Source organism: Streptomyces sp. Mut1 (genome assembly GCF_030719295.1).
In the GTDB taxonomy this organism is placed as follows: Bacteria; Actinomycetota; Actinomycetes; order Streptomycetales; family Streptomycetaceae; genus Streptomyces; species Streptomyces castrisilvae.
Map to the genome: position 1 here is coordinate 2,173,572 of NZ_CP120997.1, position 25,499 is coordinate 2,199,070.

A 25,499-nucleotide genomic window follows, 5' to 3' on the forward strand; every position below is an offset into this window, starting at 1 on the left:
GGCTGAGCTGGACAAAGCAGGGAAAAGAGGACCAGTTCAGTGACCGAAGGGCAGCCGTCCGCGGCCCTCCCGATCGGGCTGCGCGAGCGCAAGAAGCGGCGCACCCGCGACGCGCTGCTCGTCGCCGCCCTCGAACTCTTCACCACCCACGGGTACGAGGAGACCACCGTCGACGAGATCACCGACGCGGTGGAGGTCTCCCAGCGCACCTTCTTCCGCTACTTCGCGGGCAAGGAGGCGGTCGTCTTCGCCGTGCAGGACATGGTGGAGTCGCGTTTCCTCGCCGAGCTGCTCCAACGGCCCGCCGGCGAAGCCCCCTTCGAGGCCATGCGGCGCGCCGTGCTGTGCGCCTGGAACGGTATCGGGGAGGCCGTCGAGGCCATCATCCCGGTCGAACTCCACATGCGCGCCTACCGGATGATCGAGTCCACGCCCTCGCTGCTCGCCGCCCACCTGCGCCGCAGCATGGACTTGGAGCACCAGACCGCCGAACTGATCGCGCGGCGCGAGGGCCTGGACATGGCGCACGACCCCCGCCCCCGGGTCGCGGTCGCCGCGTTCTCCGGAGTGATGCGGGCGGCCGGTCAACTGTGGGGGCAGGGGCGGGACACCAGCATGGAGTCGCTCCGGACGCTGACCGAGACGTATCTCGACGCCCTCACCCCGGCCCTCTCCGAAACCTGGCGCACACCGTAGGCACACGCGACGGCGGCGCTCACCGTGGTGGAAGGGCGTACGCAGCGTGAGGCAATCGCCGTGTCCTTCCGCACAGTCGGGTGATGTGCGTCACCCTGCTCGCAAAGCGGCTCCCCGCGTCTCCTAGGGTGGTCCGGAGTGACTTCCTTCGATTCCTCCCCCACGCTCACCGCCTGGCGCGCTCTGCTCGCCCTCGCGGTCGTCTTCGTGATGCTCGCGACGACCGGCTGGACCGCCGTGCACCACCAGCGGTCCTCCGACTCGCGCACGCTCGCGCTCGCCTCCTGGGCCAAGGGATCGATAGCGGGCCGGCCGCTGCCGGACGCCGACGCCCCGTCGTACAAGCTGGCGCACTTCTTCGCCACGCTGACCGCCGCGCAGCGCGGCAGTCTCGCCGACAGGTACCCGCTGGTGGTGGGGAACCTCAACGGCGCCCCGGTCACCGTCCGTTACCGGGCGAACCGGCGGGCGATCCAGCAGGCGAGCACGGTCGAGCGGCGGCGCGTCCACGACACCAGACTCTCCGCCACCGGCCGCGCCGAGGCACAGCACCGCCTGGAGCGCTTCCGCTCGATGCTGGCCCCAGGCCGCCACTTCCTGGCGTTCGACCCGTCGGGGCGCGGGCTCGCCGCCGAGGTGTTCGGCGACCTCGACCGGGCGAAACGCATCTCGCTCGTCGTGCCCGGAGTCGACACCGGCCTCCTGACCCTGGAGCGCACCGGCAGCAGGACGAACGCCGCGCCCGTCGGCATGGCCAAGTCGCTGTACGCCGCCGAGCGAGCGGCGCGCCCCGGGGTGAGCACCGCCGTGATCGCCTGGGCCGACTACACCACGCCCGTCGGCATCGGCATGGACGCCGCCCTGGGCAACCTCGCCGAGCGCGGGGCGGTCCGGCTCGACGCGCTCGTCCGGGCGCTCCCGGGCCCCGCCCCCGTCTCGCTGTTCTGCCACAGCTACGGCTCCGTGCTGTGCGGGCTCGCCGCGAAGCGACTGCCCGGCAGGGTGGAGGACATCGCGGTGGCGGGCAGCCCCGGCATGCGGGCCGACAACGCCGGACAGCTGCACACCCGGGCCCACGTCTGGGCGACCCGGGACAGCGGTGACTGGATCGAGGACGTCCCGAACCTGGAGTTCGGCGGCCTGGGCCACGGCGCCGACCCGGTGGACCACGCCTTCGGCGCCCGGGTCGTCTCGGCGGCCGGCGCGAGCGGGCACAGCGGCTATTTCGAGCCCGGCACCGAGAGCCTGGACAACTTCGCCGCGATCGGCGTGGGCGCGTACACGTCGGTGACCTGCGCACAGGCCGACAGCGTCTGCAACAACGGGGTTTACTCGGATACGACTGCCTGACGCGCGTAGAAGACGGCCGCCTCGTCCCCACCGAAGCGGTCGACGCCGAGAGGGGACGGGGCGGGCAAGTGCCGCATACGATGAGGCGCATGGGTGATGTGCTGGCCGGAATTCATGCCACCTGGGAGTTCGACACCGACTCCGTGCTCATCCGCTACGAACGGGGTATCCGCACGCCGAGGCTCCTCCAGAGCCTGCGCGAGCGCCGCGTCCCGCACACGGCGCTGTCGTCGGTGACGCTGACCCCGGGCAAGCGGGGCACGGTGGTGCTGCGTGCGGTCCCGAGACCCGGTGCCGACCCCCTGGTGGAGGCCGCCGCCGGGCAGCTGAAGGACGGCTGCGACCCGTACCGCCTGGTGCTCCCCGCCGGCCGCGAGACCCTCGCCGAGTACTACGCGGACGAGCTGCGCGCCTGTCTCGGGCCGGACGCGGGCGAGCCGGCCGACCGCTTCCTGGTCGCCGCCCCCGAGGCCCCGATGCAGTTCAAGGCGTACGACGGACGGGCCGGCTTCGACGGGGAGCGGATCTCCTTCCGCTGGTTCTGGACGGGCGCCTCGTCGGAGAAGTGGAAGGCGGGCGACCAGACGTTCCCGGTGACGGACCTGTGCGGGGTCGAGTGGCGTTCGCCGGAGGGCCTGGAGGGCTATCTGCGGCTGCTGCCCAGGGGGTCCGAGTGCCTGGCCCCGGGGCCGGACACGCTCACCGGGACGGTGACCGCGGGAATCGGGACCGATACGGCCCAGAGCGTCCACCCGGTGATACCCCGGCCCGCCCGCGCCGACCAGGACCCGGCGGCCGTGATCTTCGGCCTCGGCTACGGCCCGGTCCACGAGTCGCTGCCGTTCGCCGCGGCCGTCCTGGAGTCCGTACGCAGGAAGCAGTCGGTGCCCCCGGCCACCACCGCGCTCACCGCCACCACCGCCCGGCGCGATCCGGCGGACATCGCGGAGCGCATCCATCACCTCGGGGAGCTGCACCGGGCGGGTCTGGTGACCGACGAGGAGTTCAGCGCGAAGAAGGCGCAGCTCCTCGCCGAGCTGTAGCCGCCGCCCGTGACCGCCTCCACGGCCGAGCCCCCGTCCGCCCCCGGCCCGAAGCGGCGGGGGCGGTTCCTGCCGTACGCCGCCGTCGTCGTGCTGACGGCGCTCTTCCTCCCGGTCACCCTCGTCAACCTGCGTGATCAGTACGGCATCGGCGGCGCGGTCGCGGCCACCCTCGCCGTCGCCCAGGCCGGGCCCCTGCTGATGCTGGCGCACCGGCCGCTGCGGGCCTGGTGGATCGTCTTCCCGGCGGATGTGGTGGGCGCGCTGGTGATCCTCGGGCAGCCTGCCGAGAAGTACGACGTGTGGCCGTGGCCGCCGGCCCCGCTGATCGCCTACCTCTTCCTGCTCCTGGCGCTGGCCCTGCGTGAGCCCCGCCGCACCCTGGCCGCCGTCTGGCTGGCGACCGGCGCGGCGAGCCTCGTCCTGCATCTGGCCGGCCCGGACCGCAGCAACGGCAGCGCGCTGCTCCTGCCCGTCTTCGGGGCCGTGGCGCTGGTGATCGGCGCGGCGGTGCGGGAGCGGCGCGTCGCGCAGCGCAGGCTCGCCGAGCAGGAGACCGTCAGCGAGGCGGAACGCGCCCGGCGGACGCTGCTGGAGGAGCGGACCAGGATCGCTCGCGAACTGCACGACGTGGTCGCCCACCACATGTCCGTGATCACCGTCCAGGCGGACTCGGCGCCCTACCGGCTCCAGGAGCTGTCGGACGAGGCGCGCGAGGAGTTCGGGACGATCGCCGCGAGCGCGCGGGAGTCGCTGGCGGAGATGCGGCGGCTGCTGGTGGTGCTGCGCGGCGACGGTACGGAGGGCGAACGGACCCCGCAGCCGGGGCTCGACCGCTTGCAGCAGCTGGTGGAGGCGACGGTACGGGCGGGGCTTCCGGCCGAGCTGTCGATGCCCGCGGGACTGGACGGGGTGCCTCCGGCCGTGGACCTGTCCGCGTACCGGATCGTGCAGGAGGCGCTGGCGAACGCGGTCCGGCACGCGCCGGGGGCCCCGACCCGGATATCGGTCGGCACGGACGGGGCGCATCTGACGGTGCTGGTGGTCAACGGCCCTCCCCGGCAGCCGGTTTCACCGCTGGAGACGGCGGGAACGGGCCACGGCCTTGTCGGGATGCGCGAACGCGTACGGTTGACCGGCGGCACGCTGGACACCGGGCCGCTGCCGGACGGGGGGTTCCGGGTCGCCGCACGGCTGCCGCTCCCTCCGAAGGAGCCGCCCGCCCCCGCCACCCCGAGCCCGGAGGACCCGTGACCATCCGTGTGATCATCGTCGACGACCAGGCCATGGTGCGGGCGGGTTTCGCGGCCCTGCTGGCGGCGCAGGCCGACATCGACGTGGTCGGTGAGGCGCCGGACGGGCGCCAGGGGATCGACGTCAGCCGCCGGGCCCACCCCGACGTGGTGCTGATGGACGTCCGGATGCCCGAGATGGACGGCCTGGCGGCGGCCCGCGCGCTGCTGGACCCGCCGCCCGGTGTGGTCCATGTGCCCAGGGTGCTGATGCTCACCACGTTCGACGTGGACGACTACGTGTACGAGGCGCTGCGCGCCGGGGCGTCCGGGTTCCTGCTGAAGGACGCGCCCCCGGCGGACCTGATCGCGGCGGTACGGGTGGTGGCGGCGGGCGACGCCCTGCTCGCCCCGTCCGTGACGCGCCGTCTGATAGCCGACTTCGCCCGGCAGCGGCCGCAGGCGGCGTCCCGCAGCGGGGCGGCGCTCCGGCTCAACGGGCTGACCCCGCGCGAGACGGAGGTCCTCGAACTGATCGCGCGCGGCCTGTCGAACCAGGAGATCGCCGGGGAGCTGGTGCTCGCCGAGCAGACGGTGAAGACGCACATCGGACGCGTCCTGGCGAAGCTGTCCCTGCGGGACCGGGCGCAGGCGGTGATCTTCGCGTACGAGGCGGGACTTGTGGTCCCCGGCACCGCCTGACCGGCACCGGCTCCGGTCCCGGCCACCCCCTACCCAGGTATCACCCGGCAGTTGGCTCCCCGGTGTGACGTCCGCGCACCCGCCCCCTCCCTACCTTCCTCCCGTCGCGCCGCACGGCGTGCGGGGACCGGCCGTTGGGCCGGAGTGGGAGGGCGGGGCGGATGCGGCGTTACGCGAGGACCCTGGTCGCGGTCGCGCTGGCGACCACCGTGGTGTCGGGAACGGCCGGATGGGTCTCGGGCAACGCCCAGCGGGCCGTGACGGGCCCGCCGCCGGGCACGGCGTCCTGGCGGGCCGACCACACGCTGGGACGTGAGCTGCCCGATCCCGAACGGGCCACGCCCGCCGAAGTGGCGGACTTCTTCCGGGGGCTGAGCGCACCGGACCAGCAGGCGCTGGCGGTACGGCACCCGCTCGTCGTGGGCAACCTGGACGGCGCCCCGGTGGAGCTGCGCATCCGGGCCAACGCGCGCGCCCTGAAGGCGGCCCACGACCCCCGGTACGCGCACCTCGCCGAGGACCCGCGCCGCCGCATCCTGGCGTTCGACCCGCGCGGCCGGGGCCAGGTGGCCGAGGTCTTCGGCGACCTGGCGACGGCCCGGCGGGTGTCGGTGGTGGTGCCCGGTTCCGACATCGACGCGGGCACCTTCGACCGGACGACCGATGTGTACGGCACCCCGGCCGGCATGGCCAAGTCCCTGTACGCGCGGACGGGTCCGGGCACCGCCGTGATCGCCTGGGCCGGGTACACCACCCCGGTGGGTCTCGGCCCGGACGCCGCGACCGGCACCCTCGCCGAGGCCGGCTCCACCCGTCTCGCCCGCTTCACGGAGGGCCTCGCGGCGGCCGGAGTGCCCGTCACCACGGTGTTCTGCCACAGCTACGGCTCGGTCGTCTGCGGCCTGGCCGCGTCCCGCCTGCACATCGCCGACCTGGTGGTCCTCGGCTCCCCCGGGATGCGCGCGGACCACGTCTCCGGCCTGCGCACCGGGGCGCGCGTCTGGGCGGCCAAGGACCCGGGCGACTGGATCGGCAAGGTCCCGCACATCGAGTTCGCCGGCCTCGGCCACGGCGCCGATCCCGCGTCCCCGGACTTCGGGGCCCGCCGCGTACCCGCCGACGACGCCGAGGGCCACACGGGCTACTTCGCCCCCGGCACCAAGTCGCTGCGCGCGTTCGCGGCGATTGCCGAGGGGGTGAACGCGGGGGGCGTGAACGCGGCCTGAAGGGTTGCCGGTTGCGAAGATGTGGTCATCGGATTGGACAACCCCATGGTGCTCCGCACACGATGAGCGCTCCTGAGCGCGAGTGTGCGGAGGCAAACCGCTGGTACGGCGAGCTGTCCACCGCCCCGCGCCCCACATCTTTCAACGGCACGGGAGAGACTTCGCCATGAGCTTCGGGGACCCGAACAACCCCTACGGGAACCAGCCCTCGTACGGGCAGCAGCCGGGATATCCGCAGCAGGCCCCGCAGGGCGTGCCTCCGCAAGGCGTGCCCCCGCAGGGCATGCCCCCGCAGTACGGCTACCCGGCCCAGCCGTACGGGGCGTACCCGCCGGCCGGGATGCCGGGCATGGGCATGCCGGGGCTGCCGCCGCTGGCCCACTGGGGGGAGCGGGTGGGGGCGTGGCTGCTCGACCTGCTGATCATCGTGGCCCCGATGTACGCCCTCGGCTTCGTCGACCTCGCGCGGAGCGACGACCCGGAGACGGCCGATCCCGGGGCCTTCTTCGCGGTCGGCGTCGTCTACTTCTTCGTCATGGGCTTCTACCAGCTCTACCGGGAGGGGAAGACCGGTCAGACGACCGGCAAGAAGGTCCTGCGCATCAGTGTGCGCCGGGAGCGCGACGGGAACACGCTCGGCTTCGGCATGGCCTTCGTGCGCAAGATAGCGCACGCGCTGGACAGCTTCAGCTGCTACCTCGGCTGGCTGTGGCCGCTGTGGGACCCCAAGCGGCAGACGTTCGCCGACAAGGTGTGCAACACCGTCGTCATCAAGGTCGCCAAGGGCTGACCGGCAGGCGGGGGCCCGCCGCCGCGGGCTCCCCGGGCCCCACCGGAGACCGTCGCCACCGCCTGTCTCACGGTGCTTCCCATCGCTGCCAGAGCATTTCCAGGCCCAGCACGATCGCGCACAGCACCGCGACCGATCCGGGCACGGCCACGAACGCCACATGGATCGCGCTGTTCTCGTCCGGCAGGAACAGGTCCACCCAGCCCAGCGTCAGGGCCAGAGCGGTGGCGATGCCACCGACGCGTGAGGCCCACTCGAAGAGGCGCGCGTGCCACGGCTTCGACGCCCCGGAGTCCCTCGACCGCACGTCGATGCTGAAGAAGATCAACAGGACAGCCAGGAACGAGATCAGGCTGACCATCTCGGCCGACGGCATCGTACGCATGGCGCGACCTTAACCCGGCCACGCGTTTTCGTGACGAAAGGGGCATCCGGGGCGCGATCGCCACGGGGCGCCCGGCTGCCGGGGACCCGCTACTCGCGGGCCGCCGACGTCAGGCTCATGTCCGGGTAGCGGTCCCCGGCCACCTGGCCGGCGATCGGCTCCAGCAGGGCCAGTTCGCCGGCGGTCAGGGTGAGCCGGGTCGCGCCCACGTTCTCCAGGAGGCGGTGGCTCCTGCGGGTGCCCGGGATCGGGACGACGGTGACGCCGTGAACCTGGGCGCGCTGCTGGACCCAGGCCAGCGCGACCTGCGCGGCCGATGCCCCGTGGGCGGCGGCGATCTTGTGGACCGGCTCCAGAAGCGCGGCGTTCGTCCGCGCGTTGTCCCCGTTGAAGCGCGGCTGTTGCTTGCGGATGTCGCCCGGCGACAGCTCCGTACCCGCGTCCGCGAACGACCCGGTCAGAAAGCCCCGGCCGAGCGGCGAGTACGGCACCACGGTCACCCCGAGCTCAACGGCGGCGGGCACCGCGCTGCGCTCCACGTCCCGGCTGAACAGCGACCACTCGGACTGCAGGGCCGCGATCGGGTGCACCGCGTGCGCCTCGCGCAGCTCCGCCCCGGTCACCTCGCTGAGCCCGAGCTGCTTGACCTTGCCCTGCTCGACCAGTTCGGCCATCGCGCCGACGGACTCGGCGAACGGGACGGCCGGGTCGTGGCGGTGCATGTAGTAGAGGTCGATCACCTCGGTGTCCAGCCGGCGCAGGCTGGCCTCGACGGCCTTGCGGATGTAGGCGGGGTCGTTGTTCACGCCCCGGTAGTCCGGGTCCTCGTCGCGCCGCTCGATGGCGAACTTCGTGGCGAGGGTGATCTCGTCGCGGTGCGCCCCGACGAACGGCGCGAGGAACGTCTCGTTGGCGCCGCTGCCGTAGATGTCGGCGGTGTCGAAGAGGGTGACGCCCGCCGCGAGCGCCGTTTCCAGCGTCTCGCGGGCGGAGGCCTCGTCGGTGGCACCGTAGAACTCGCTGATGCCCATGCAGCCGAGTCCCTGGACGCCGACCCGCGGGCCTCCCCCGCCGAGCTCCACGGTGGCGATCTTGTTGTCAGTCATGCGGCACTGGGCCCTTCCGGCGCCGTGCGGGCGCCCGCGTAGAAGTCGATCTTGTAGTCCAGTACGGCCAGAGTGTCCTGGAGCTCCGCGATCCGCGCCCGCACGTCGCGGCGGGTCGCCTCCAGCAGTTCCTGCCGTTCCTCGAAGGTGTGGTCGCCCTCCCGTATCAGCTCGGCGTACCGCACCATGTGCGCGACCGGCATCCCCGTCAGCCGCAGCTTCGTGACGAAGGCGAGCCAGTCCAGGTCCCGGTTGGTGAAGCGGCGCTGGCCGGTGTGCGACCGGTCCACGTGCGGCATGAGGCCGATCCGCTCGTACCAGCGCAGGGTGTGCGCGGTCAGACCGGTGAACGCCGCCACTTCGCTGATCGTGTACTGGTCCTGCCCTTCGGGGCGCGGGTGCGCGGCCGGGCCCGAAGCACAGGCGTCGGTCCCTGTCGAAGTGGTCTCCATCACCGTCATGCCCTCCACGCTAGAACGTTGGAGTGCACTCGAAGCAAGCATGACCGGGTGCGGGTTTCGACGGGCGGCGCGCAGAACCTAATCTCGTGATTATGAACAGCCTGGCGATGATCGAGAACTGGCCCGTCCCCACCGCGGCGGCGGCCGTCGTACGAGCGGACGGCACGGTCGTCGGGACGCACGGCCCGACCGCGCACCGCTTCCCCCTCGCCTCCGTCACCAAACCGCTCGCCGCCTACACGGCGCTGGTGGCGTACGAGGAAGGCGCCGTCGAGCTGGACGAACCTGCGGGCCCCGAGGGCTCGACCGTCCGCCACCTGCTCGCCCACACCAGCGGCCTCGCCTTCGACGAGCACCGCGTGATGGCCCCGCCCGGCAACCGCCGCCTCTACTCCAACGCGGGCTTCGAGGTTCTGGGCGACCACATCGCCGAGGCCACCGGCATCCCGTTCCCGGAGTACGTCCGGCAGGCGGTCCTCGAACCCCTCGGGATGACCGCCACCACCCTGGACGGCTCCCCCGCCAAGGACGGCGTCTCCACGGTCGACGATCTCGCGCGCTTCGCCGCCGAAGTGCAGGCCCCGCGCCTGCTCGACCCGCGCACCGTGCTCGCCGCGCAGACCGTCGTCCACCCCGGCCTGAAGGGCGTCCTTCCCGGCTACGGCCACCAGAACCCCAACGACTGGGGCCTCGGCTTCGAGATCCGCGACTCCAAGTCCCCGCACTGGACCGGCGCCGCCTCCTCCCCCGCGACCTTCGGCCACTTCGGGCAGTCCGGCACCTTCCTGTGGATCGACCCGGTCGCCGGCGCGGCGTGCGTCACGCTCACCGACCGCGCCTTCGGGCCGTGGGCGGTCGAGGTGTGGCCGGTCCTCACCGACGCGGTGCTGGCGGAACTGGGGGCGTAACGGCCCCGGCGGCGCTACGCTCCCCGGCCATGAGCGACGACGTGGTCCGCGCCACCGCATCCGATGTCCCCGCGCTCGCCGGGGTCCTGGCCAGCGCGTACGCCGAGGACCCGGTCTGGTCGTGGCTGATGCCGACCGACCGGGACCGGCGGCTGCGGCTGCTGTTCACCGCGCATCTGGCCCAGCAGATCCCGGCGGGCCGGGTGTGGACGGACGCGGACCGCACGGTGGCGGCCATCTGGGCGGAGCCCGGCGCGTGGAAGCTCCCGGCGGGCTACCTGCTGCGCAACGCGGGCACGCTGCTGCGGGCGGGGCGGGCCCAACTCCCCCGCACGGGGATGCGGTTGCTCGCCATGGAGCACCGCCACCCGGCCGGGCCCGAGCACTGGTACGTCGAGTACATCGGCACCCACGCCGACGCGCGCGGCACCGGGCGCGGGTCACGGGTACTGGGCGCGCTGCTGGAGCGGGCGGACGCGGACGGGCGGCCGGTGTTCCTGGAGTCGAGCAACCGCCGCAACCTGACCTTCTACGAGCGGCACGGGTTCACCCTCCAGGAGGAGATGGTCTTCCGCTCGGGGCCGCCGATGTGGTCGATGTGGCGGCGGGAGACCGGCCGGCCCTGAACCGTCACCGTCCGGCGGCCTCCGGCTCTCCCACGCGAAGGGTCCAGGAGGACAGCCTTCCCCGCTCGTCCAAGCCTCGACAGGTCGGCGATGCCGTGGAACCGTTCGTCCTACGATGCGCTGCGTCATCCGTACAGTGCAGCGCTCTCGCGGGGAGGGTTCCGGCATGCGACGGATCCGAGTGGTTCGGACACGTGCGAGAGCGGGTGCCGCCGCTGCCGGACTGGGGGCTTCTGTCACGGTGGTGCTGGGCACCGTCGCCGAACGCGCGGGTGCGGTGGCACCGGAATGGGTCGGCCATCCCTGGGTGGTCTGGACGGTGTTCGGTGCACTCGGCGTCCTGAGCGCGGGTCTGGCCACCGCGAGCCGCTGGCTGGACGGTGCCGCCGAGAACGACGGAGGCCCGGCAACCAGCGCCCGGACCGGTTCACTGCATCCGCCGCACGTGGTCCTTCAGCGCGTGCGCGGCCGCGACAGGGAAATCGCCCGGCTCAGGGCGCTGCTCAGAAAGCCCGACGGCCGGTTCGCGGTGCTGTGCGCGGTGGGCGGCATGGGCAAGACGACGCTCGCGGCAGCACTGGCCGAGTACGCCCGCCGCGACGGATATACGGTGTTCTGGATTCGCTTGCGCGGTCCGGAATCCCTCACGGACGGCTTCATCCAGGCGGCCGTCGGCTGTGGCATGCCACGCACCGCGATCAGTGGCGCGCAGTCCGTCGGCGGCAATCTGCCTGATGCTGTGTGGCGGCACTTCTCCAGAACAAGAAAGTGGCTGCTGGTCGTGGACAACGCCGACGAAGCCGAGCAGATCAGCCCGGACGGCGAGGGCGTCGCCGACTACCGCGGCTGGATCCGCCCCTACGGACGGGGCCTGCTCCTGGTCACCAGCCGGGATACGTCCTCCGCGACGTGGGGACACGCGGCGGAACTGATCAGGCTGGAGCCGCTTCCGGCGGCGGCGGGCGGCAAGGTCCTGTTGGACAGTGCACCCGATGGCGGCACTCCGGTGGAGGCCCAAGCGCTGTCTTCCCGGCTCGGCGGGCTGCCCCTGGCCCTCCAGGCAGCCGGACGCTATGTGACGGGATCCACGAGCAGACACCGTGACTTCGCCGCGTACCAGAACGCGCTGCAAGAGGAGTTGACCGCCTTGGTAGGTGCTGACAACCCGCGTCCCACGGACCCGAACGTGGCCAGGTCCACCGTCCGGCGCACCTGGGAGGTCTCACTCGATCAACTCGACCGCGAAGGTGTACCACTGGCCCGCCCGCTGTTGCGCCAGCTGTCACTGTTCGCGGAGGCACCGGTGCCCCTGGCCTTCATCACACCGCGACTCCTGACGACGGCAGTCGGTCGGCCCGTCGGCCAGGCCGCCCTGGACCAGGCCTTGACCGGTCTCGAACGCTACGGCTTGCTGGGGGTTCCGGCGGAAGAACCGAGCGTGCCCGGAGCAGGCCCTCGCGCAGGGAGCAGTGTCACCCTCCACCCGCTCGTCCGCGAGATCACCGCACTGGCTCTGACCACCGATGAGACGGACCGTCTCCACCGCTACGAGCAAGCGATGACCGACGCCCTGCGGAGCGAGGTGACGGATCTCCGTATTGCCGGAGCGGCCGGCTGGACCACCGCACGGCTGCTCGTCCCGCATCTGCCTCTTCTGCTCGACCACCCGGCGCTCGTGCCGTCCGAGGAGGCCCGCGCCGACCTCAACACACTGGCGGATGTGCTGGGCGACGCGGGAAGCTATGCCCTCCAGCTCGGTCTGCGGCAGACCGTACTCGCCCACTGCGCCGAGTTCCTCGGCGACCAGCACCCGGACACCTTCACCGCCCGCAACCACTTCGCCAACAGCCTCCACAGTCTCGGCAGGTACGAACAGTCCGAAGGGATCCACCGGCAGAATCTGGCCGACCGGATCCGGGCGCTGGGACCGGAGCATCCCGATTCGCTCACGAGTCGCAGCAATGTCGGATACGTTCTGCAGCTTCGCGGTCAGTTCGCCGAGGCCGCCTCGCTGCACTCCATGGTGCTCGCAGACCGCACCAGACTTCTGGGAGCGGATCACTTCCTGACCCTGATCAGCCGCGACAACCTGGCCAAGTCATTCGACCAGCTCGGTGATCACACCGCGGCGACCACGCTGCATACGCAGAACATCGCCGAATGCACCCGCGTACTGGGCCCCGATCATCCCCTCACCTTCACCAGCCGCGACAACCTTGCCGCCACGGTCAATCATCAAGGCGATCCGGCCCGCGCCGCGGAACTGCACCGGACCGTGTTCGCAGACCGCAGCCGTGCCTTCGGCCCGGACCATCCGCATACCTTGACCAGCGGAAACAATCTCGCGACCGCACTGCACCGGATGGGCGAACACGCTCAGGCCGCCGAGTTACTGGAACAGACCCTCGCCGGCCGCGTGCGCATACTGGGCACCGATCACCCGGACTCCCTGGACACCCGTTCACAACTGGCCGTCTGCCGGTCCGAGACCGGACGGCGGCAGCAACGCCGCTGAAGTGCGATGCGCGGGGGGATCCGGTCATCCCTTTCCACTTCGGGGACTTGACGGCGGCAAAGGGCGGTGCGCCTCAGTCCGGCAGCTCCCACATCAGCACCTCCGCCGCCTGCCCCGCGACCAGTTCCAGCCCGCTCTCGCCCGTGATCCGGGCCGCGTCGCCCGGTGTCAGGCGCTCGCCGTCGAGCGCCACCGCGCCGCGCACCACATGGACGTACACGCGCGGAGCGTCCGGGACCGCCACGCGCTCCCCCTCCGTGAGCCGCCGCACGTGCAGCATCGAGCCCGCCTCGGGGAGGGCGTACGGGGTGGAGTCGGCTATGCCGGGGACCGTCGTGTACGAGGGGTCGCCGCCGGGCTCCACGGGGGCGAGCCACATCTGAAGGAACGTCAGCCCGGTGGCGCCGTCGTTGCGTTCGACGTGACGGACGCCGGAGGCGGCGCTCAGGTGCTGGACGTCCCCGGCGCGCACGACCGTGGCGTGACCGGCGGTGTCGCGGTGGGTCAGCTCGCCCTCGACGACCCAGGTGACGATCTCGGTGTGGCTGTGCGGGTGCTCCTCGAAGCCCGCGCCGGGTGCGAGGCGTTCCTCGTTGCAGGCGAGGATCGGGCCGAAGCGGAGGTTGTCGGGGTCGTAGAAGGGGCCGAAGGAGAAGGAGTGCCGGGAGGAGATACCGGCCGCCTCGTCCCCGCCCTCGAACCGGTCGGCCGCGCGGTGTACGGAGATCACCCGTCCACGGTAGCCCGCCGGGGGCGAGCGAGTGCCCTATGGATTCGCGGCTTCAGTAACGTGATCACGTGATCATGTCCGGCCGTCCGGAGGAACCCCCTGCTACCGGGCGGTACGACCCGCCACCGGCCCCGGCCCTCCGTGCCCCCGTCCGGATAAGGCAGTCTTGTGTCCGTGCCCCGACCCGATCCTGAGCAGCCCGCTGCGAACGACGCCCATCTCCATGCCGCGACCCTGAAGCGGCTGGAGCAGTCCTCCGGCCGGCTGGCCGCGAACGCGATCGCCCGCATGGACGAGTCGCTGCCGTGGTACCGGGCGATGCCTCCGGAGAACCGGTCCTGGATCGGCCTGGTGGCCCAGGCCGGTATCGCCGCGTTCACCGAGTGGTTCCGGCATCCGGAGACCCCGCAGGCGATCTCGACGGACGTCTTCGGGACGGCCCCGCGCGAGCTGACCCGGGCGATCACACTGCGGCAGACCGTCGAGATGGTGCGCACCACGATCGAGGTCATGGAGGCCGCGATCGACGAGGTGGCCGCGCCCGGCGACGAGTCGGTGCTGCGCGAGGCGCTGCTCGTCTACGCCCGCGAGATCGCGTTCGCGACCGCCCAGGTGTACGCGCAGGCGGCGGAGGCCCGGGGTGCCTGGGACGCCCGGCTGGAATCGCTCGTGGTGAACGCGGTGCTGTCCGGGGAGGCCGACGAGGGCGCGGTGTCCCGGGCCGCGGCGCTCGGCTGGAACTCGCCGGAGCACGTCTGCGTACTGCTCGGCACGGCCCCGGACGGGGACAGCGAGCTGACCGTGGAAGCGATCCGGCGGGCCGCCCGGCACGCCAAGCTCCAGGTGCTGACGGGGGTGCTCGGCAACCGCCTGGTCGTCATCGCGGGCGGCAGCGACAACCCGCTCCAGGTCGCGAAGGCCCTGATCGGACCGTATGCGGCGGGTCCCGTGGTGGCCGGTCCCGTGGTGGCCGACCTGCTGGCGGCGACCCGGTCCGCGCAGGCGGCGGCCGCCGGCCTGAAGGCGTGCGGCGCCTGGCAGGACGCGCCGAGGCCGGTGCTCGCGGACGATCTCCTGCCGGAGCGCGCAATGGCGGGCGACCCTGCCGCGCGCGAGCAGTTGGTGGAGGAGATCTACAGACCGCTCGAAGAAGCGGGCTCCGCGCTCCTGGAGACGCTGAGTGTCTATCTGGAGCAGGCGAGCAGCCTCGAAGGCGCGGCCCGGATGCTGTTCGTGCATCCCAACACCGTGCGCTACCGGCTCCGACGTGTGACAGACGTCACCGGCTGGTCGCCTTCCGATGTCCGTTCGGCGTTCACTCTGCGAATCGCCCTGATCCTGGGGCGTCTGGCCGACCGGGATGTGCAGTCCTAGACTTTTGTCGGACATCAACAATTCCCCCTACGGTTCTTCGTCCCTGTCCCCACGGGTGTTCCGGACCGTTCACAAGAGAGAGTGTGAGGGTGCTCGTACTCGTCGCTCCCGGCCAAGGCGCTCAGACGCCCGGCTTCCTGACTCCCTGGCTCGACCTCCCCGGTGCCACCGACCGCATCGCGGCCTGGTCCGACGCCATCGAGCTCGACCTTGCCCACTTCGGCACCAAGGCCGACGCGGAGGAGATCCGCGACACCGCGGTGGCCCAGCCGCTGCTGGTCGCCGCCGGTCTGCTCTCGGCCGCCGCGCTCGACGTTTCGCCGGGTGCCGTCGCGGGTCACAGCGTCGGTGAAATCACCGCGGCCACCCTCGCCGGTGTCATCGGCGAGGAGGCGGCGCTCCGCTTCGTACGCACCCGCGGGCTCGCCATGGCCGAGGCCGCCGCGGTCACGGAGACCGGCATGGCGGCGCTGCTCGGCGGCGACCCCGAGGTCACCGTGGAGCATCTGGAGAAGCTCGGGCTGACCCCGGCGAACGTCAACGGGGGCGGCCAGATCGTCGCCGCCGGCACCGCCGAGCAGATCACCGCGCTCGCCGAGGACAAGCCGGAGGGTGTGCGCCGCGTGGTGCCGCTGAAGGTGGCCGGCGCGTTCCACACGCACCACATGGCTCCCGCCGTCGAGCGGCTGCGCGCCGCCGCCGGGGACCTGGACGTGTCCGACCCGACCGTGACGTATGTCTCGAACGCCGACGGCAGGACCGTCGCGACCGGCCACGAGGTCATCACCCGGCTCGTGGGCCAGGTCGCCAACCCGGTGCGCTGGGACCTGTGCATGGAGACGTTCAAGGAACTCGGGGTCACCGCGCTCATCGAGGCCTGCCCCGGCGGCACGCTCACCGGTCTGGCCAAGCGGGCGCTGCCCGGCGTGCGGACCCTCGCGCTCAAGACCCCCGACGACCTCGACGCGGCCCGCGCGCTCATCGCTGAGCACGCGGGCGCCTAAGGAGCCCGAGAGCATGTCGAAGATCAAGCCCAGCAAGGGCGCCCCGTACGCACGGATCATGGGTGTCGGCGGCTACCGCCCGACCCGGGTCGTGCCGAACGAGGTGATCCTCGAAACGATCGACTCGTCCGACGAGTGGATTCGCTCCCGCTCCGGCATCGCGACCCGTCACTGGGCCTCCGACCAGGAGACCGTGGCGGCGATGTCCGTCGAGGCGGCCGGCAAGGCCATCGCGGACGCCGGGATCACGCCGGAGCAGATCGGCGGCGTCATCGTCTCCACCGTCTCGCACTTCAAGCAGACCCCGGCCATCGCGACCGAGATCGCCCACAAGGTCGGCGCTGGCAAGCCCGCCGCCTTCGACATCTCGGCGGGCTGCGCGGGCTTCGGCTACGGGCTGACCCTCGCCAAGGGCATGATCGTCGAGGGCTCGGCCCAGTACGTACTCGTCATCGGCGTGGAGCGGCTGAGCGACCTCACCGACCTGACGGACCGGGCCACGGCGTTCCTGTTCGGCGACGGCGCCGGCGCGGTCATCGTGGGCCCGTCCGACGTGCCCGCCATAGGCCCGACCGTCTGGGGCTCCGAGGGCGACAAGTCCGAGACGATCAAGCAGACCGTGGCGTGGGACACCTTCCACGCCGACCGGCCGGAGAAGTTCCCGGCCATCACGCAGGAGGGCCAGGCGGTGTTCCGCTGGGCCGTCTTCGAGATGGCGAAGGTCGCCCAGCAGGCGCTGGACGCGGCCGGGATCGCCCCGGAAGACCTGGACGTCTTCATCCCGCACCAGGCCAACATGCGGATCATCGACTCGATGGTGAAGACCCTGAAGCTGCCGGAGGGCGTCATGGTCGCCCGTGACGTGGAAACCACCGGCAACACCTCCGCCGCCTCGATTCCGCTCGCGATGGAGCGGCTTCTGGCGACCGGTCAGGCAAAGAGCGGCGACACCGCGCTCGTCATCGGCTTCGGGGCGGGTCTCGTCTACGCCGCGACGGTCGTTACCCTCCCCTAGGCACACCGGGTCTTTTCGCCCGGACGTCCGAACCCAGCAGATATACACCGAAGGAGCGCCGACATGGCCGCCACGCAGGAAGAGATCGTCAAGGGTCTCGCCGACATCGTCAACGAGATCGCCGGCATTCCGGCCGAGGACGTCCAGCTGGACAAGTCCTTCACGGACGACCTGGACGTCGACTCGCTGTCCATGGTCGAGGTCGTCGTCGCCGCCGAGGAGCGCTTCGACGTGAAGATCCCCGACGAGGACGTCAAGAACCTCAAGACCGTCGGCGACGCCGCGGACTACATCCTCAAGCACCAGGCCTGATCCAGCCGGATCGTGTGTCGCCACCCGGCGGTGGCGCCGCTGATTCACGACCCCCTACACGTGGAGAAGATTTTCCAGTGAACTCGACCAATCGCACCGTGGTCGTCACCGGTATCGGCGCAACCACTCCGCTGGGTGGCGATTCCGCATCGACCTGGGAAGGTCTGATGGCCGGCCGTTCCGGCGTCAAGCCTCTTGAGGGCGAACGTTTCGCCGAGCTGCCTGTTCGGATCGCGGCCCTGGCCGCCGTCGATCCCGCTGACGTCCTGCCCCGTCCGCTCGCCCGTCGTCTGGACCGCTCGGCGCAGTTCGCGCTGATCGCGGCCCGTGAGGCGTGGGCGGACGCGGGTTTCACCGGCAAGGCCGGTGAGGACGAGAAGATCCAGCCCGAGCGGCTCGGTTCGGTCATCGCCTCCGGTATCGGCGGCGTGATCACCCTGCTCGACCAGTACGACGTGCTGAAGGAGAAGGGCGTACGCCGCGTCTCCCCGCACACCGTGCCCATGCTGATGCCCAACGGCCCGGCGGCGAACGTGGGCATCGAGGTGAACGCCCAGGCGGGCGTCCACACCCCGGTCTCCGCCTGCGCGTCCGGGGCCGAGGCGATCGGTTACGCCGTCGAGATGATCCGCACCGGCCGTGCCGATGTGGTCCTCGCCGGGGGCACCGAGGCGGCGATCCACCCGCTTCCGATCGCCGCGTTCGCCAACATGATGGCGATGTCCAAGAGCAACGACGAGCCGGAGAAGGCGTCCCGGCCGTACGACGTGGGCCGCGACGGCTTCGTCCTCGGTGAGGGCGCCGGCGTCGTCGTGCTGGAGTCCGCGGAACACGCGGCGAAGCGTGGCGCCCGGGTCTACTGCGAGGTGCTGGGCCAGGGACTGTCCGCGGACGCCCACCACATCGCGCAGCCCGAGCCGACGGGCCGCGGCATCGCCGCGGCGATGCAGAACCTGCTGGACCAGACGGACCTGAAGCCGTCGGAGGTCGTCCACCTGAACGCCCACGCGACGTCCACGCCCCAGGGCGACATCGCGGAGGTCAAGGCCCTGCGGAAGGTCCTCGGTGAGGACCTGGACCACGTGGCGATCTCCGCGACGAAGTCGATGACCGGTCACCTGCTCGGTGGCGCGGGCGGCATCGAGACCGTGGCCACGGTCCTGGCGCTGCACCACCGGATGGCTCCGCCGACGATCAACGTCGACGAGCTGGACGCGTCGGTCGAGGCGGACATCGTCCGCGGCGAGCCGAGGCCGCTTCCGGAGGGTCCGATCGCGGCGATCAACAACTCGTTCGGATTCGGCGGGCACAACGTGGTGCTGGCGTTCCGCAGCGTGTGACGTTTCCGCGCGCTCGCGCGTGAAGCCCGCGTCCCCCGTGTGGGGGCGCGGGCTTCGTCGTTGTCGCCGGGGGCTCGGCAGCCCCCGGCGGTCACACCACCTGGTGCAGCCAGCGGACGGGCGCGCCCTCGCCCGCATGGCGGAACGACTCCAGTTCGTCGTCCCACGGCTTGCCGAGGAGTTTGGCGATCTCGGACTCCAGGTCCGTCTCGCCGCCGATCGAGCGGGCCAGCGCCGCGCGCAGGCGGTCCTCCGGGACGAGGATGTCGCCGTGCATGCCGGTGACCGCGTGGAAGATGCCCAGCGCGGGCGTCGAGCTGTAGCGCTCGCCCTCCGCCGTGGGAGACGGCTCCGCCGTCACCTCGAAGCGGAGGAGGTCCCAGCCGCGGAGCGCGGAGGCGAGCTTCGACGCCGTGCCGGGGCGGGCCCGCCAGGAGAACTCCGAGCGCCAGGTGCCCGGCGCGGCCGGCTGTCTGATCCAGTCCAGCTGCACCCGCCCACCGAGGACACCCGCCACCGCCCACTCGACGTGGGGGCAGAGCGCGCGCGGTGCGGAGTGAACGTACAGGACTCCACGTGTCGTCACCGGGACCTCCAGTGTGGGACGAGGTTCGCCTTCCCCAGCGGCCTGTCATCAGTAAACAGCATCGGGGGTTATTCTCCGGAAAAGCGACAGTATGTGACGTGATGTGATGTTCGGATGCCACCCGAGTGGAGCCGGGCGTCCGAGGGAGCCACTGGTCCGACGGGGAAAAACTACCGCGCCCGGCCGTCCCGGGTGTGACGTACCGTCGGTCCGGGGCCCTTCTTCGCTCAGTCTTCACCCGGCAGAGCGTCCGGGCGTGAATGAGGAGGAGACCAGGCCATGCCGGATCGGTCCGTACGGCACCGCTCGCGCACCGCACTGGCCGGGCTGGCGGCCCTGGCGTTCGCCGGTGCGGCGGTGCTGACCGGCTGTGACACGGGACACGACGGGACGACGAAGGGGTCGGCTCCGGCCGAGCGCCACGCCCCGGCGGCGGGCCCCGTCTGGAACCCGAGCCCCGGTTCCATCGCGGCGGTCGGCGACTCGATCACGCGCGGGTTCGACGCCTGCTCGGTGCTGGCCGACTGCCCGGAGGTGTCGTGGTCGACGGGCACGGACAGCGCGGTGAAGAGTCTCGCGGTACGCCTCCTCGGCGCCCGAGCGGCCGATCACACCTGGAACCACGCCGAGACGGGCGCCCGGATGGCCCAGCTGCCGGAGCAGATGGCGGCGGCAGCGGCGGAGGACCCGGACCTGGTGACCGTGATGATCGGCGCCAACGACGCCTGCCGGGACTCGGTGCGGGCCATGACCCCGGTGGACGACTTCCGCGCGTCGTTCGAGGCGTCGATGCGCCGGCTGCGCGGCGGGGCGCCCAAGGCGCAGGTGTACGTGTCGAGCGTGCCGGACCTGAAGCGGCTGTGGTCGCAGGGGCGTGCCAATCAGCTGGGCAAGCAGATCTGGAAGCTGGGCATCTGCAAGTCGATGCTGAGCGACGCGGACAACATGGGCGCGGCGGCGGTCGCCCGCCGCGCGGCCGTGCAGGACCGCGTCGTGGCGTACAACGAGGTGCTGCGCGAGGTGTGCGCGAAGGACAGCCGCTGCCGGTACGACGGCGGGGCGGTGTTCGACTACCGGTTCACCGGCAAGCAGCTCAGCCAGTGGGACTGGTTCCACCCCGGCCGCAACGGTCAGGCCAGGCTCGCCGAGATCGCGTACCGCAACGTCACGGCGGTCCGCCCGCCCGCGTAAAGTCGGTGATCATGGAGACGCGTTCGAATACGGTGGTCGGTACGGAGCACTTCGGCACGCTCGGGGACGGCACCGCCGTGCACCGCTGGACGCTGGAGCGGGACGGCACGCGGGTGCGCGTCCTGACGTACGGCGGCATCGTGCAGTCGGCCGAGGTCCCGGACCGGGACGGGGCGCGGGACGACATCGCCCTCGGGCTGCCGGACCTGGCCTCGTACCAGGAGTACACGGGCCCGTACTTCGGCGCGCTGGTCGGCCGGTACGCGAACCGGATCGGCGGGGCGGCCTTCGAGCTGGACGGCCGGACCCACCACCTCACGCGCAACGAGGGCCGCAACCATGTGCACGGCGGGGCGTGCGGCTTCGACAAGCGGGTGTGGGACGCCCGCGAGGTCGAGGGCGGTGTGGAGCTGTCCCTCGTCTCGGCGGACGGCGAGGAGGGCTTCCCCGGCCGGGTGGAGCTGACGGCGGCGTACACCCTGGACCAGGGCGGCGCGCTGCGGATCGCGTACCGGGCGGTGACGGACGCGCCGACCGTGCTGAACCTGACGAACCACACCTACTGGAACCTCGCGGGCGCCGGCAGCGGCAGCGCGCTCGGGCAGCGGCTGCGGATCGCGGCGGGGGCGGTCACCCCGGTGGACGCGGAGTCGCTGCCGACGGGCGAGTTCCTGCCGGTGGAGGGCACCCGGTTCGACTTCCGCGAGCCCCGGCCGGTGACCGGGGAGTACGACCACAACTTCGTGCTGGACGCGCCGGGGCCGCTTCCGGCGGCGGAGCTGCACGACGAGGTGTCGGGGCGTGTCCTGACGGTCACGACGACCGAGCCGGGGCTCCAGCTGTACACGGCGGACCACTTCGACGGGCGGCCGTTCGGCCCGTGCGCCGGGATCGCCCTGGAGACGCAGCACTTCCCGGACTCGCCGAACCGTCCGGAGTTCCCGAGCACGGTGCTGCGGCCGGGCGAGGAGTACGTGTCGACGACGGTGTACGGGTTCTCGGTGCGCTGAGGCGTCTCAGCCCTCGGCGGCCACCGCGCCCCCGCCCTTCTCGTCGTCCGTCTCCGCCTCGCCGGTCAGTCCGCGGGCCAGCAGGGTCGCCCCCGCGACGGCCCCCGGCATCAGGAAGACGGCGACGAACGGCAGCATGAAGGCGAGCCCGAGCGGTACGCCGAAGCCGAGGGTGCGCAGGCGGTGGCCGCGCAGCAGGGCGAGGCGGTCCTTCAGCACCATGCCCCGGCGCTGGAGCGCGACGGCGGTCAGCTCCTCGGCGAGGAAGTACCCGGTGACGCAGAAGCCGATGACGGGCACGACGGTCTGCCCGGCGACGGGCACGAAGCCGAGGGCGAAGAGGAGGACCGCGTACAGCCCGACGCGCGCCAGGATGCGCACGCTGTCGCGGGCGGAGATCCACAGCTCGCGCAGGAGCGGCAGCCCGGACTCGGGGACCGTGCCGCCCTCGGTGCGGTCGACCTCCTCGGAGAGCGCCTCGTAGAAGGGCTGTCCGACCAGCAGGGTCACGGCGGTGAAGGTGATCACGGCCAGGAAGAGGCCGAGGACGAAGACCAGCACGGTCAGGGCGTTGCGCAGCAGGCCGGGCCACGGCGACGACCAGTCGTCGGCGAACGGCGTCGCCCATTCCACCAGGTCGTCGGCGCCGTAGCCGAGGCCGATGAGGGCGCCCGCGTACAGGACGAGGGTGATGAGGCCGGGCAGCAGCCCTATGCCGAACCATCTGCCGTGGCCGAGGACCCAGCGCTGGCCCTTGATCAGATAACCGAGCCCCGCCCCGAGATCACGCATGGCGTCAGCCTAACGGGATCGGGGGCGGGGCCTGTTCGGCGAGGAGGGGCAGGTCAGGCGACCGAGAGCTCCACCTTGATGTTGCCGCGGGTGGCGTTCGAGTACGGGCAGACCTGGTGGGCCTTCTCGATGAGCGCCCGCGCGGTCGCCGCGTCGGCGTTCGGGATGGTCGCGGTGATCGCGACCTCCAGGCCGAAGCCGCCGGCCTCGGTCTTGCCGATGGAGACCGCGGCGGTCACCGTCGAGCCGGAGATGTCGGCCTTCTCCTGGCGGGCGACGACGCCCAGCGCGCCCTGGAAGCAGGCGCTGTAGCCGGCGGCGAACAGTTGCTCCGGGTTGGTGCCGGCGCCGCTGCCGCCCATCTCCTTCGGCGGGTTGACGACGACGTCGAGCTTGCCGTCGTCCGAGGAGACGCGGCCGTCACGGCCGTTCTCCGCGGTGGCGACAGCGGTGTACGCGACGGCAATGTCCTGAATGGTCATGCTGAGGATTCCTCCTGCTGGTGCGCCGCGACTCGCGCCCACGATCGCGACGGCCTGGAACGAGACTAACGGGTGCCGGCGGGGCGGTTCAGCCGAGGGAGACGATCATCTTTCCGGTGTTCTCGCCGCGCAGCAGGCCGACGAACGCGTCGAAGCCGTTCTCGATGCCCTCGACCACCGTCTCGCGGTACTTCAGCTCGCCCGATGCCAGCCAGCCGGCCACCTCCCGCACGAACTGCTCCTGGAGGTCGGAGTGGTCGGCGACGAGCATGCCCTGGAGGCGCAGCCGCTTGCCGATGACCAGCGCGAGGTTGCGCGGGGCGGGGGTGGGCTCGGTCGCGTTGTACTGGGCGATCATGCCGCAGATGGTGGCGCGGCCGTGCACGTTGAACGAGGAGATCGCGGCCTCCAGGTGCTCGCCGCCGACGTTGTCGAAGTAGACGTCGATGCCGTCGGGGGCGGCCTTGCGCAGCTGCTCGCCGACGGGCCCGTCCTTGTAGTTGAACGCGGCGTCGAAGCCGTACTCCTCGACGAGGAGCTTGACCTTCTCGTCGGAGCCGGCCGACCCGATGACCCGGGAGGCGCCCTTGATCCTGGCCATCTGCCCGACCTGGCTGCCGACCGCGCCGGCGGCGCCGGAGACGAAGACCGCGTCGCCCTCCTTGAAGGACGCCACGTCGAAGAGTCCGGCGTAGGCGGTGAGCCCGGTCATGCCGAGCACGCCGAGGTAGGTGGAGAGCGGGGCGAGCGAGGCGTCGACCTTCACCGCGTGCTTGGCGGGGACGCTCGCGTACTCGCGCCAGCCGAGGCCGTGCAGGACGTGGTCGCCGACCTCGAAGCCCTCGGCGTTCGACGCGACGACCTCGCCGACCGCGCCGCCGTCCATCGGGTGGTCCAGCTTGAACGGCGGGGTGTACGACTTCACGTCGTTCATCCGGCCGCGCATGTAGGGGTCGACCGAGAAGTGCAGGTTGCGCACGAGGATCCGGCCCTCGGCGGGAGCGGTCACCGGTGCCTCACGCAGCGCGAAATCCTCGGCCTTCGGCCAGCCGTGCGGACGGGCTACGAGGTGCCATTCACGGCTGGACTCGGGAAGATTTGCAGACATGGGCTCGGGGTCTCCTCGATGTCGGTGTCTGTGTGTCGGTGCCTCGGCTGCTGCGAGGTGTGCGGTGCGGCGGCGAAAAGCTTCACCACATGAAACAACCATGCGCCTGGATATTTCACCTTGTCAAGCAACTGGGTATCCTGGGTGTCATGGCCACCTCGCGCATAGATCCCCTGACCCTCGAAGTCATCGAGCTCATCGGCACCGTCGTGGCGCGCTACTACGAGGAATACGAGCAGGCCGCGGCCGCGCACAGCCTCACCGGCGCGCAGGCGCGGGTCCTCGGGCTGCTCTCGGTCGAGCCGCTGCCGATGCGCCGGATCGCCCAGAAGCTGAAGTGCGAACCGTCCAATGTGACCGGCATCGTGGACCGGCTGGAGGCGCACGGCCTGGTGGAGCGGCGCCCGGACCCGGCCGACCGCCGGGTGAAGCTGGCCGCGCCCACGGAGCTGGGCACGCGGACCGCGCTGCGACTGCGCGAGGCGCTGGACTTCGCCCGAGAGCCGCTGGCCGGCCTGTCGGACGCGGACCGCACGGTGCTGCGGGACCTGCTGCGCCGGATGGTGGGGACCGATCCGGAGGCCGGACCGGCACCATGGAGCGCATGACCGCTCCCACCCCCTTCGGGCCCCGCGAGTTCCAGCTCGTCCTGCTGCGCCGGATGGCCGACCACCAGCCCGGTCTGGTGGAGGACGCCCGGCACGAGCTGAGCGCGACACTCGCCGAGATGCGGGAGGCGAACCGGCGGTGGCAGGCCATGGTGCGGGGGCCCCGGGGGCGGGGCGCGCTGCGGCGCTACCGCTCGGTCCTCGGCGAGCCGGGGGCGACCGGGCGACGGGTCGTCGGTGACCTGGAGTTCGACGTGCTGCGGTGGGCGGTACCGCTCTGGCCGGAGCTGCGGTTCGAGGTGATGGTGGCGCCGGGCGGGGCGGTGTGGAACGAGTGGCTGGTCCGGGCGCCGGGTGCGGCGGGCCCCGAGCTGCGGACGGTGGCGGACCTGGTGCCGTGGTCGTGCACGGTGGACGAGGTGGCGCGGGCCTTCGCGCCGGCCCGCCCGATGGAGGGCAGCGCGCCGACGCGATGGGCGCTGGGGATCGGGGACGGGGCGGGGGCGTGTGTCGCGGAGTTCACGTGGGGGTTGTTGCAGCGGGTGGTGCCGGCGGGTGGGGGCGGGGCGGTGTCCTCAATCGCCGGACGGGCTTGAACGTGCCGTTCGGGCGTCCTCAATCGCCGGACGGGCTGGGTTCGCCGGGGCGGGCGTTGAACGGCCGGAGCGGGCGTTGAACTGCGGGCGGGCGTCCGCAAACACCGGACAGGCCGGGATCGCCGGAGCGGGCGTTGAACTGCGGGCGGGCGTCCGCAAACACCGGACAGGCCGGGATCGCCGGGGCGGGCGTTGAACTGCGGGCGGGTGTCCCTCCTACGGCGCACCCCAGCGGGCGTGGTGGTTCCTCGCGGCGCACGATTCGAGGAGAGCCGGCTGTCCGTCGGTCACCCTCAACGCTCTCGGGAGGA

The 25,499-nt window shown here is 71.9% G+C and carries 27 protein-coding genes; 19 read left to right on the forward strand and 8 right to left on the reverse strand.

From position 1 onward, the window contains the following. Nucleotides 1-39 precede the first annotated feature (39 nt). From P8A18_RS09260 to P8A18_RS09290, 7 genes are all read left to right on the forward strand, one after another. Nucleotides 40-696: a TetR family transcriptional regulator gene (locus P8A18_RS09260; protein ID WP_306053371.1), complete on the forward strand. Its 657-nt coding sequence runs from the start codon at nucleotides 40-42 to the stop codon at nucleotides 694-696. Nucleotides 697-834: 138 nt separating this feature from the next. Beyond that, nucleotides 835-2,046 (forward strand): alpha/beta hydrolase, encoded by a 1,212-nt coding sequence (locus tag P8A18_RS09265; protein ID WP_306053372.1) that lies wholly within the window; start codon nucleotides 835-837, stop codon nucleotides 2,044-2,046. 89 nt (nucleotides 2,047-2,135) lie between these two features. After that, entirely contained in the window at nucleotides 2,136-3,089 is a 954-nt protein-coding gene (locus P8A18_RS09270) for a DUF4429 domain-containing protein (protein ID WP_306053373.1), read from the forward strand. A gap of 9 nt (nucleotides 3,090-3,098) precedes the next feature. Continuing rightward, nucleotides 3,099-4,343 carry a sensor histidine kinase gene (locus tag P8A18_RS09275; RefSeq protein ID WP_306053375.1) on the forward strand — a complete coding sequence of 415 codons (1,245 nt, stop codon included), beginning with the start codon at nucleotides 3,099-3,101 and terminating at the stop codon, nucleotides 4,341-4,343. Then, the gene (locus P8A18_RS09280) at nucleotides 4,340-5,023 is read left to right on the forward strand and encodes a response regulator (RefSeq protein ID WP_306053376.1); all 684 of its coding nucleotides are present in this window, start codon (nucleotides 4,340-4,342) and stop codon (nucleotides 5,021-5,023) included. The genes P8A18_RS09275 and P8A18_RS09280 overlap by 4 nt, the downstream gene beginning before the upstream one ends. Nucleotides 5,024-5,184: 161 nt before the next feature. Next, nucleotides 5,185-6,249, forward strand: coding sequence for an alpha/beta hydrolase (locus tag P8A18_RS09285; protein ID WP_306053378.1), 1,065 nt, complete (start codon nucleotides 5,185-5,187; stop codon nucleotides 6,247-6,249). Between the two features lie 166 nt (nucleotides 6,250-6,415). Beyond that, nucleotides 6,416-7,039 (forward strand): RDD family protein, encoded by a 624-nt coding sequence (locus P8A18_RS09290; protein WP_306053380.1) that lies wholly within the window; start codon nucleotides 6,416-6,418, stop codon nucleotides 7,037-7,039. Nucleotides 7,040-7,106: 67 nt separating this feature from the next. Here P8A18_RS09290 and P8A18_RS09295 read toward each other — a convergent pair whose 3' ends face one another. The 3 genes from P8A18_RS09295 to P8A18_RS09305 all read right to left on the reverse strand — a co-directional run bounded on the left by P8A18_RS09295 (nucleotide 7,107) and on the right by P8A18_RS09305 (nucleotide 8,991). Further along, nucleotides 7,107-7,424 carry a hypothetical protein gene (locus tag P8A18_RS09295; protein WP_018556456.1) on the reverse strand — a complete coding sequence of 106 codons (318 nt, stop codon included), beginning with the start codon at nucleotides 7,422-7,424 and terminating at the stop codon, nucleotides 7,107-7,109. A gap of 89 nt (nucleotides 7,425-7,513) precedes the next feature. Continuing rightward, nucleotides 7,514-8,530 carry an aldo/keto reductase gene (locus P8A18_RS09300; protein ID WP_306053381.1) on the reverse strand — a complete coding sequence of 339 codons (1,017 nt, stop codon included), beginning with the start codon at nucleotides 8,528-8,530 and terminating at the stop codon, nucleotides 7,514-7,516. After that, nucleotides 8,527-8,991 carry a MerR family transcriptional regulator gene (locus tag P8A18_RS09305; protein ID WP_306053382.1) on the reverse strand — a complete coding sequence of 155 codons (465 nt, stop codon included), beginning with the start codon at nucleotides 8,989-8,991 and terminating at the stop codon, nucleotides 8,527-8,529. The genes P8A18_RS09300 and P8A18_RS09305 overlap by 4 nt, the downstream gene beginning before the upstream one ends. 92 nt (nucleotides 8,992-9,083) lie before the next feature. Between P8A18_RS09305 and P8A18_RS09310 the strand changes: the two genes are divergently transcribed. From P8A18_RS09310 to P8A18_RS09320, 3 genes are all read left to right on the forward strand, one after another. Beyond that, nucleotides 9,084-9,899, forward strand: a complete 816-nt coding sequence (locus P8A18_RS09310) for a serine hydrolase domain-containing protein (protein ID WP_306053383.1) — start codon at nucleotides 9,084-9,086, stop codon at nucleotides 9,897-9,899. Between the two features lie 29 nt (nucleotides 9,900-9,928). After that, nucleotides 9,929-10,525 (forward strand): GNAT family N-acetyltransferase, encoded by a 597-nt coding sequence (locus P8A18_RS09315; protein WP_306053384.1) that lies wholly within the window; start codon nucleotides 9,929-9,931, stop codon nucleotides 10,523-10,525. Between the two features lie 244 nt (nucleotides 10,526-10,769). After that, nucleotides 10,770-13,040 (forward strand): tetratricopeptide repeat protein, encoded by a 2,271-nt coding sequence (locus P8A18_RS09320; RefSeq protein WP_306053386.1) that lies wholly within the window; start codon nucleotides 10,770-10,772, stop codon nucleotides 13,038-13,040. A gap of 73 nt (nucleotides 13,041-13,113) precedes the next feature. Here P8A18_RS09320 and P8A18_RS09325 read toward each other — a convergent pair whose 3' ends face one another. Next, nucleotides 13,114-13,770 carry a pirin family protein gene (locus tag P8A18_RS09325; RefSeq protein WP_306053387.1) on the reverse strand — a complete coding sequence of 219 codons (657 nt, stop codon included), beginning with the start codon at nucleotides 13,768-13,770 and terminating at the stop codon, nucleotides 13,114-13,116. A gap of 174 nt (nucleotides 13,771-13,944) precedes the next feature. On the opposite strand from P8A18_RS09325, the gene P8A18_RS09330 reads away from it, so the two are divergent. The 5 genes from P8A18_RS09330 to fabF all read left to right on the forward strand — a co-directional run bounded on the left by P8A18_RS09330 (nucleotide 13,945) and on the right by fabF (nucleotide 18,815). Further along, nucleotides 13,945-15,144: a PucR family transcriptional regulator gene (locus tag P8A18_RS09330; RefSeq protein ID WP_306053389.1), complete on the forward strand. Its 1,200-nt coding sequence runs from the start codon at nucleotides 13,945-13,947 to the stop codon at nucleotides 15,142-15,144. A gap of 89 nt (nucleotides 15,145-15,233) precedes the next feature. Continuing rightward, entirely contained in the window at nucleotides 15,234-16,148 is a 915-nt protein-coding gene (locus tag P8A18_RS09335) for an ACP S-malonyltransferase (protein WP_018556463.1), read from the forward strand. Between the two features lie 13 nt (nucleotides 16,149-16,161). Further along, a complete protein-coding gene (locus tag P8A18_RS09340; protein ID WP_306053390.1) occupies nucleotides 16,162-17,163 on the forward strand; it encodes a ketoacyl-ACP synthase III in 1,002 nt (333 codons plus the stop codon). A gap of 63 nt (nucleotides 17,164-17,226) precedes the next feature. Next, nucleotides 17,227-17,475 carry an acyl carrier protein gene (locus P8A18_RS09345; protein WP_018556465.1) on the forward strand — a complete coding sequence of 83 codons (249 nt, stop codon included), beginning with the start codon at nucleotides 17,227-17,229 and terminating at the stop codon, nucleotides 17,473-17,475. A 77-nt stretch (nucleotides 17,476-17,552) separates the two neighbouring features. Further along, nucleotides 17,553-18,815 carry a beta-ketoacyl-ACP synthase II gene (gene fabF, locus P8A18_RS09350; RefSeq protein ID WP_306053391.1) on the forward strand — a complete coding sequence of 421 codons (1,263 nt, stop codon included), beginning with the start codon at nucleotides 17,553-17,555 and terminating at the stop codon, nucleotides 18,813-18,815. Between the two features lie 91 nt (nucleotides 18,816-18,906). Here fabF and P8A18_RS09355 read toward each other — a convergent pair whose 3' ends face one another. Further along, nucleotides 18,907-19,401 (reverse strand): DUF3145 domain-containing protein, encoded by a 495-nt coding sequence (locus P8A18_RS09355; protein ID WP_306053392.1) that lies wholly within the window; start codon nucleotides 19,399-19,401, stop codon nucleotides 18,907-18,909. Nucleotides 19,402-19,680: 279 nt separating this feature from the next. Between P8A18_RS09355 and P8A18_RS09360 the strand changes: the two genes are divergently transcribed. Together P8A18_RS09360 and P8A18_RS09365 are read left to right on the forward strand one after the other, a co-directional pair. Beyond that, complete coding sequence (locus tag P8A18_RS09360; RefSeq protein WP_306053394.1) at nucleotides 19,681-20,592, forward strand: SGNH/GDSL hydrolase family protein; 912 nt, start codon at nucleotides 19,681-19,683, stop codon at nucleotides 20,590-20,592. An 11-nt stretch (nucleotides 20,593-20,603) separates the two neighbouring features. Next, nucleotides 20,604-21,602, forward strand: coding sequence for an aldose epimerase family protein (locus P8A18_RS09365; RefSeq protein WP_306053395.1), 999 nt, complete (start codon nucleotides 20,604-20,606; stop codon nucleotides 21,600-21,602). Nucleotides 21,603-21,608: 6 nt separating this feature from the next. On the opposite strand, the gene P8A18_RS09370 is transcribed toward P8A18_RS09365, so the two are convergent. The 3 genes from P8A18_RS09370 to P8A18_RS09380 all read right to left on the reverse strand — a co-directional run bounded on the left by P8A18_RS09370 (nucleotide 21,609) and on the right by P8A18_RS09380 (nucleotide 23,984). Next, nucleotides 21,609-22,394, reverse strand: coding sequence for an EI24 domain-containing protein (locus P8A18_RS09370; RefSeq protein ID WP_306053396.1), 786 nt, complete (start codon nucleotides 22,392-22,394; stop codon nucleotides 21,609-21,611). Nucleotides 22,395-22,447: 53 nt separating this feature from the next. Further along, the gene (locus P8A18_RS09375) at nucleotides 22,448-22,876 is read right to left on the reverse strand and encodes an organic hydroperoxide resistance protein (RefSeq protein WP_306053397.1); all 429 of its coding nucleotides are present in this window, start codon (nucleotides 22,874-22,876) and stop codon (nucleotides 22,448-22,450) included. A gap of 88 nt (nucleotides 22,877-22,964) precedes the next feature. After that, nucleotides 22,965-23,984, reverse strand: coding sequence for an NADP-dependent oxidoreductase (locus P8A18_RS09380; RefSeq protein ID WP_306053398.1), 1,020 nt, complete (start codon nucleotides 23,982-23,984; stop codon nucleotides 22,965-22,967). A 149-nt stretch (nucleotides 23,985-24,133) separates the two neighbouring features. Here P8A18_RS09380 and P8A18_RS09385 point away from each other — a divergent pair, with 149 nt between their 5' ends. After that, on the forward strand, nucleotides 24,134-24,592 hold the full coding sequence (locus P8A18_RS09385; RefSeq protein ID WP_306053400.1) for a MarR family winged helix-turn-helix transcriptional regulator: 459 nt from the start codon (nucleotides 24,134-24,136) through the stop codon (nucleotides 24,590-24,592). After that, nucleotides 24,589-25,188 carry a hypothetical protein gene (locus P8A18_RS09390; protein ID WP_371933650.1) on the forward strand — a complete coding sequence of 200 codons (600 nt, stop codon included), beginning with the start codon at nucleotides 24,589-24,591 and terminating at the stop codon, nucleotides 25,186-25,188. The genes P8A18_RS09385 and P8A18_RS09390 overlap by 4 nt, the downstream gene beginning before the upstream one ends. The last annotated feature ends 311 nt before the right edge of the window (nucleotides 25,189-25,499 follow it).

Excerpts from the sequence above, each read along its gene's own strand:
- P8A18_RS09365 (WP_306053395.1), top strand. The coding sequence starts at position 20,604 with ATGGAGACGCGTTCGAATACGGTGGTCGGTACGGAGCACTTCGGCACG.
- P8A18_RS09315 (WP_306053384.1), top strand. The coding sequence starts at position 9,929 with ATGAGCGACGACGTGGTCCGCGCCACCGCATCCGATGTCCCCGCGCTC.
- P8A18_RS09380 (WP_306053398.1), bottom strand. The coding sequence starts at position 23,984 with ATGTCTGCAAATCTTCCCGAGTCCAGCCGTGAATGGCACCTCGTAGCC.
- P8A18_RS09300 (WP_306053381.1), bottom strand. The coding sequence starts at position 8,530 with ATGACTGACAACAAGATCGCCACCGTGGAGCTCGGCGGGGGAGGCCCG.
- P8A18_RS09370 (WP_306053396.1), bottom strand. The coding sequence starts at position 22,394 with ATGCGTGATCTCGGGGCGGGGCTCGGTTATCTGATCAAGGGCCAGCGC.
- P8A18_RS09290 (WP_306053380.1), top strand. The coding sequence starts at position 6,416 with ATGAGCTTCGGGGACCCGAACAACCCCTACGGGAACCAGCCCTCGTAC.
- P8A18_RS09360 (WP_306053394.1), top strand. The coding sequence starts at position 19,681 with ATGCCGGATCGGTCCGTACGGCACCGCTCGCGCACCGCACTGGCCGGG.
- P8A18_RS09295 (WP_018556456.1), bottom strand. The coding sequence starts at position 7,424 with ATGCGTACGATGCCGTCGGCCGAGATGGTCAGCCTGATCTCGTTCCTG.
- P8A18_RS09285 (WP_306053378.1), top strand. The coding sequence starts at position 5,185 with ATGCGGCGTTACGCGAGGACCCTGGTCGCGGTCGCGCTGGCGACCACC.
- P8A18_RS09385 (WP_306053400.1), top strand. The coding sequence starts at position 24,134 with ATGGCCACCTCGCGCATAGATCCCCTGACCCTCGAAGTCATCGAGCTC.
- P8A18_RS09345 (WP_018556465.1), top strand. The coding sequence starts at position 17,227 with ATGGCCGCCACGCAGGAAGAGATCGTCAAGGGTCTCGCCGACATCGTC.
- P8A18_RS09375 (WP_306053397.1), bottom strand. The coding sequence starts at position 22,876 with ATGACCATTCAGGACATTGCCGTCGCGTACACCGCTGTCGCCACCGCG.
- P8A18_RS09310 (WP_306053383.1), top strand. The coding sequence starts at position 9,084 with ATGAACAGCCTGGCGATGATCGAGAACTGGCCCGTCCCCACCGCGGCG.
- P8A18_RS09340 (WP_306053390.1), top strand. The coding sequence starts at position 16,162 with ATGTCGAAGATCAAGCCCAGCAAGGGCGCCCCGTACGCACGGATCATG.
- P8A18_RS09390 (WP_371933650.1), top strand. The coding sequence starts at position 24,589 with ATGACCGCTCCCACCCCCTTCGGGCCCCGCGAGTTCCAGCTCGTCCTG.
- P8A18_RS09270 (WP_306053373.1), top strand. The coding sequence starts at position 2,136 with ATGGGTGATGTGCTGGCCGGAATTCATGCCACCTGGGAGTTCGACACC.
- P8A18_RS09305 (WP_306053382.1), bottom strand. The coding sequence starts at position 8,991 with ATGACGGTGATGGAGACCACTTCGACAGGGACCGACGCCTGTGCTTCG.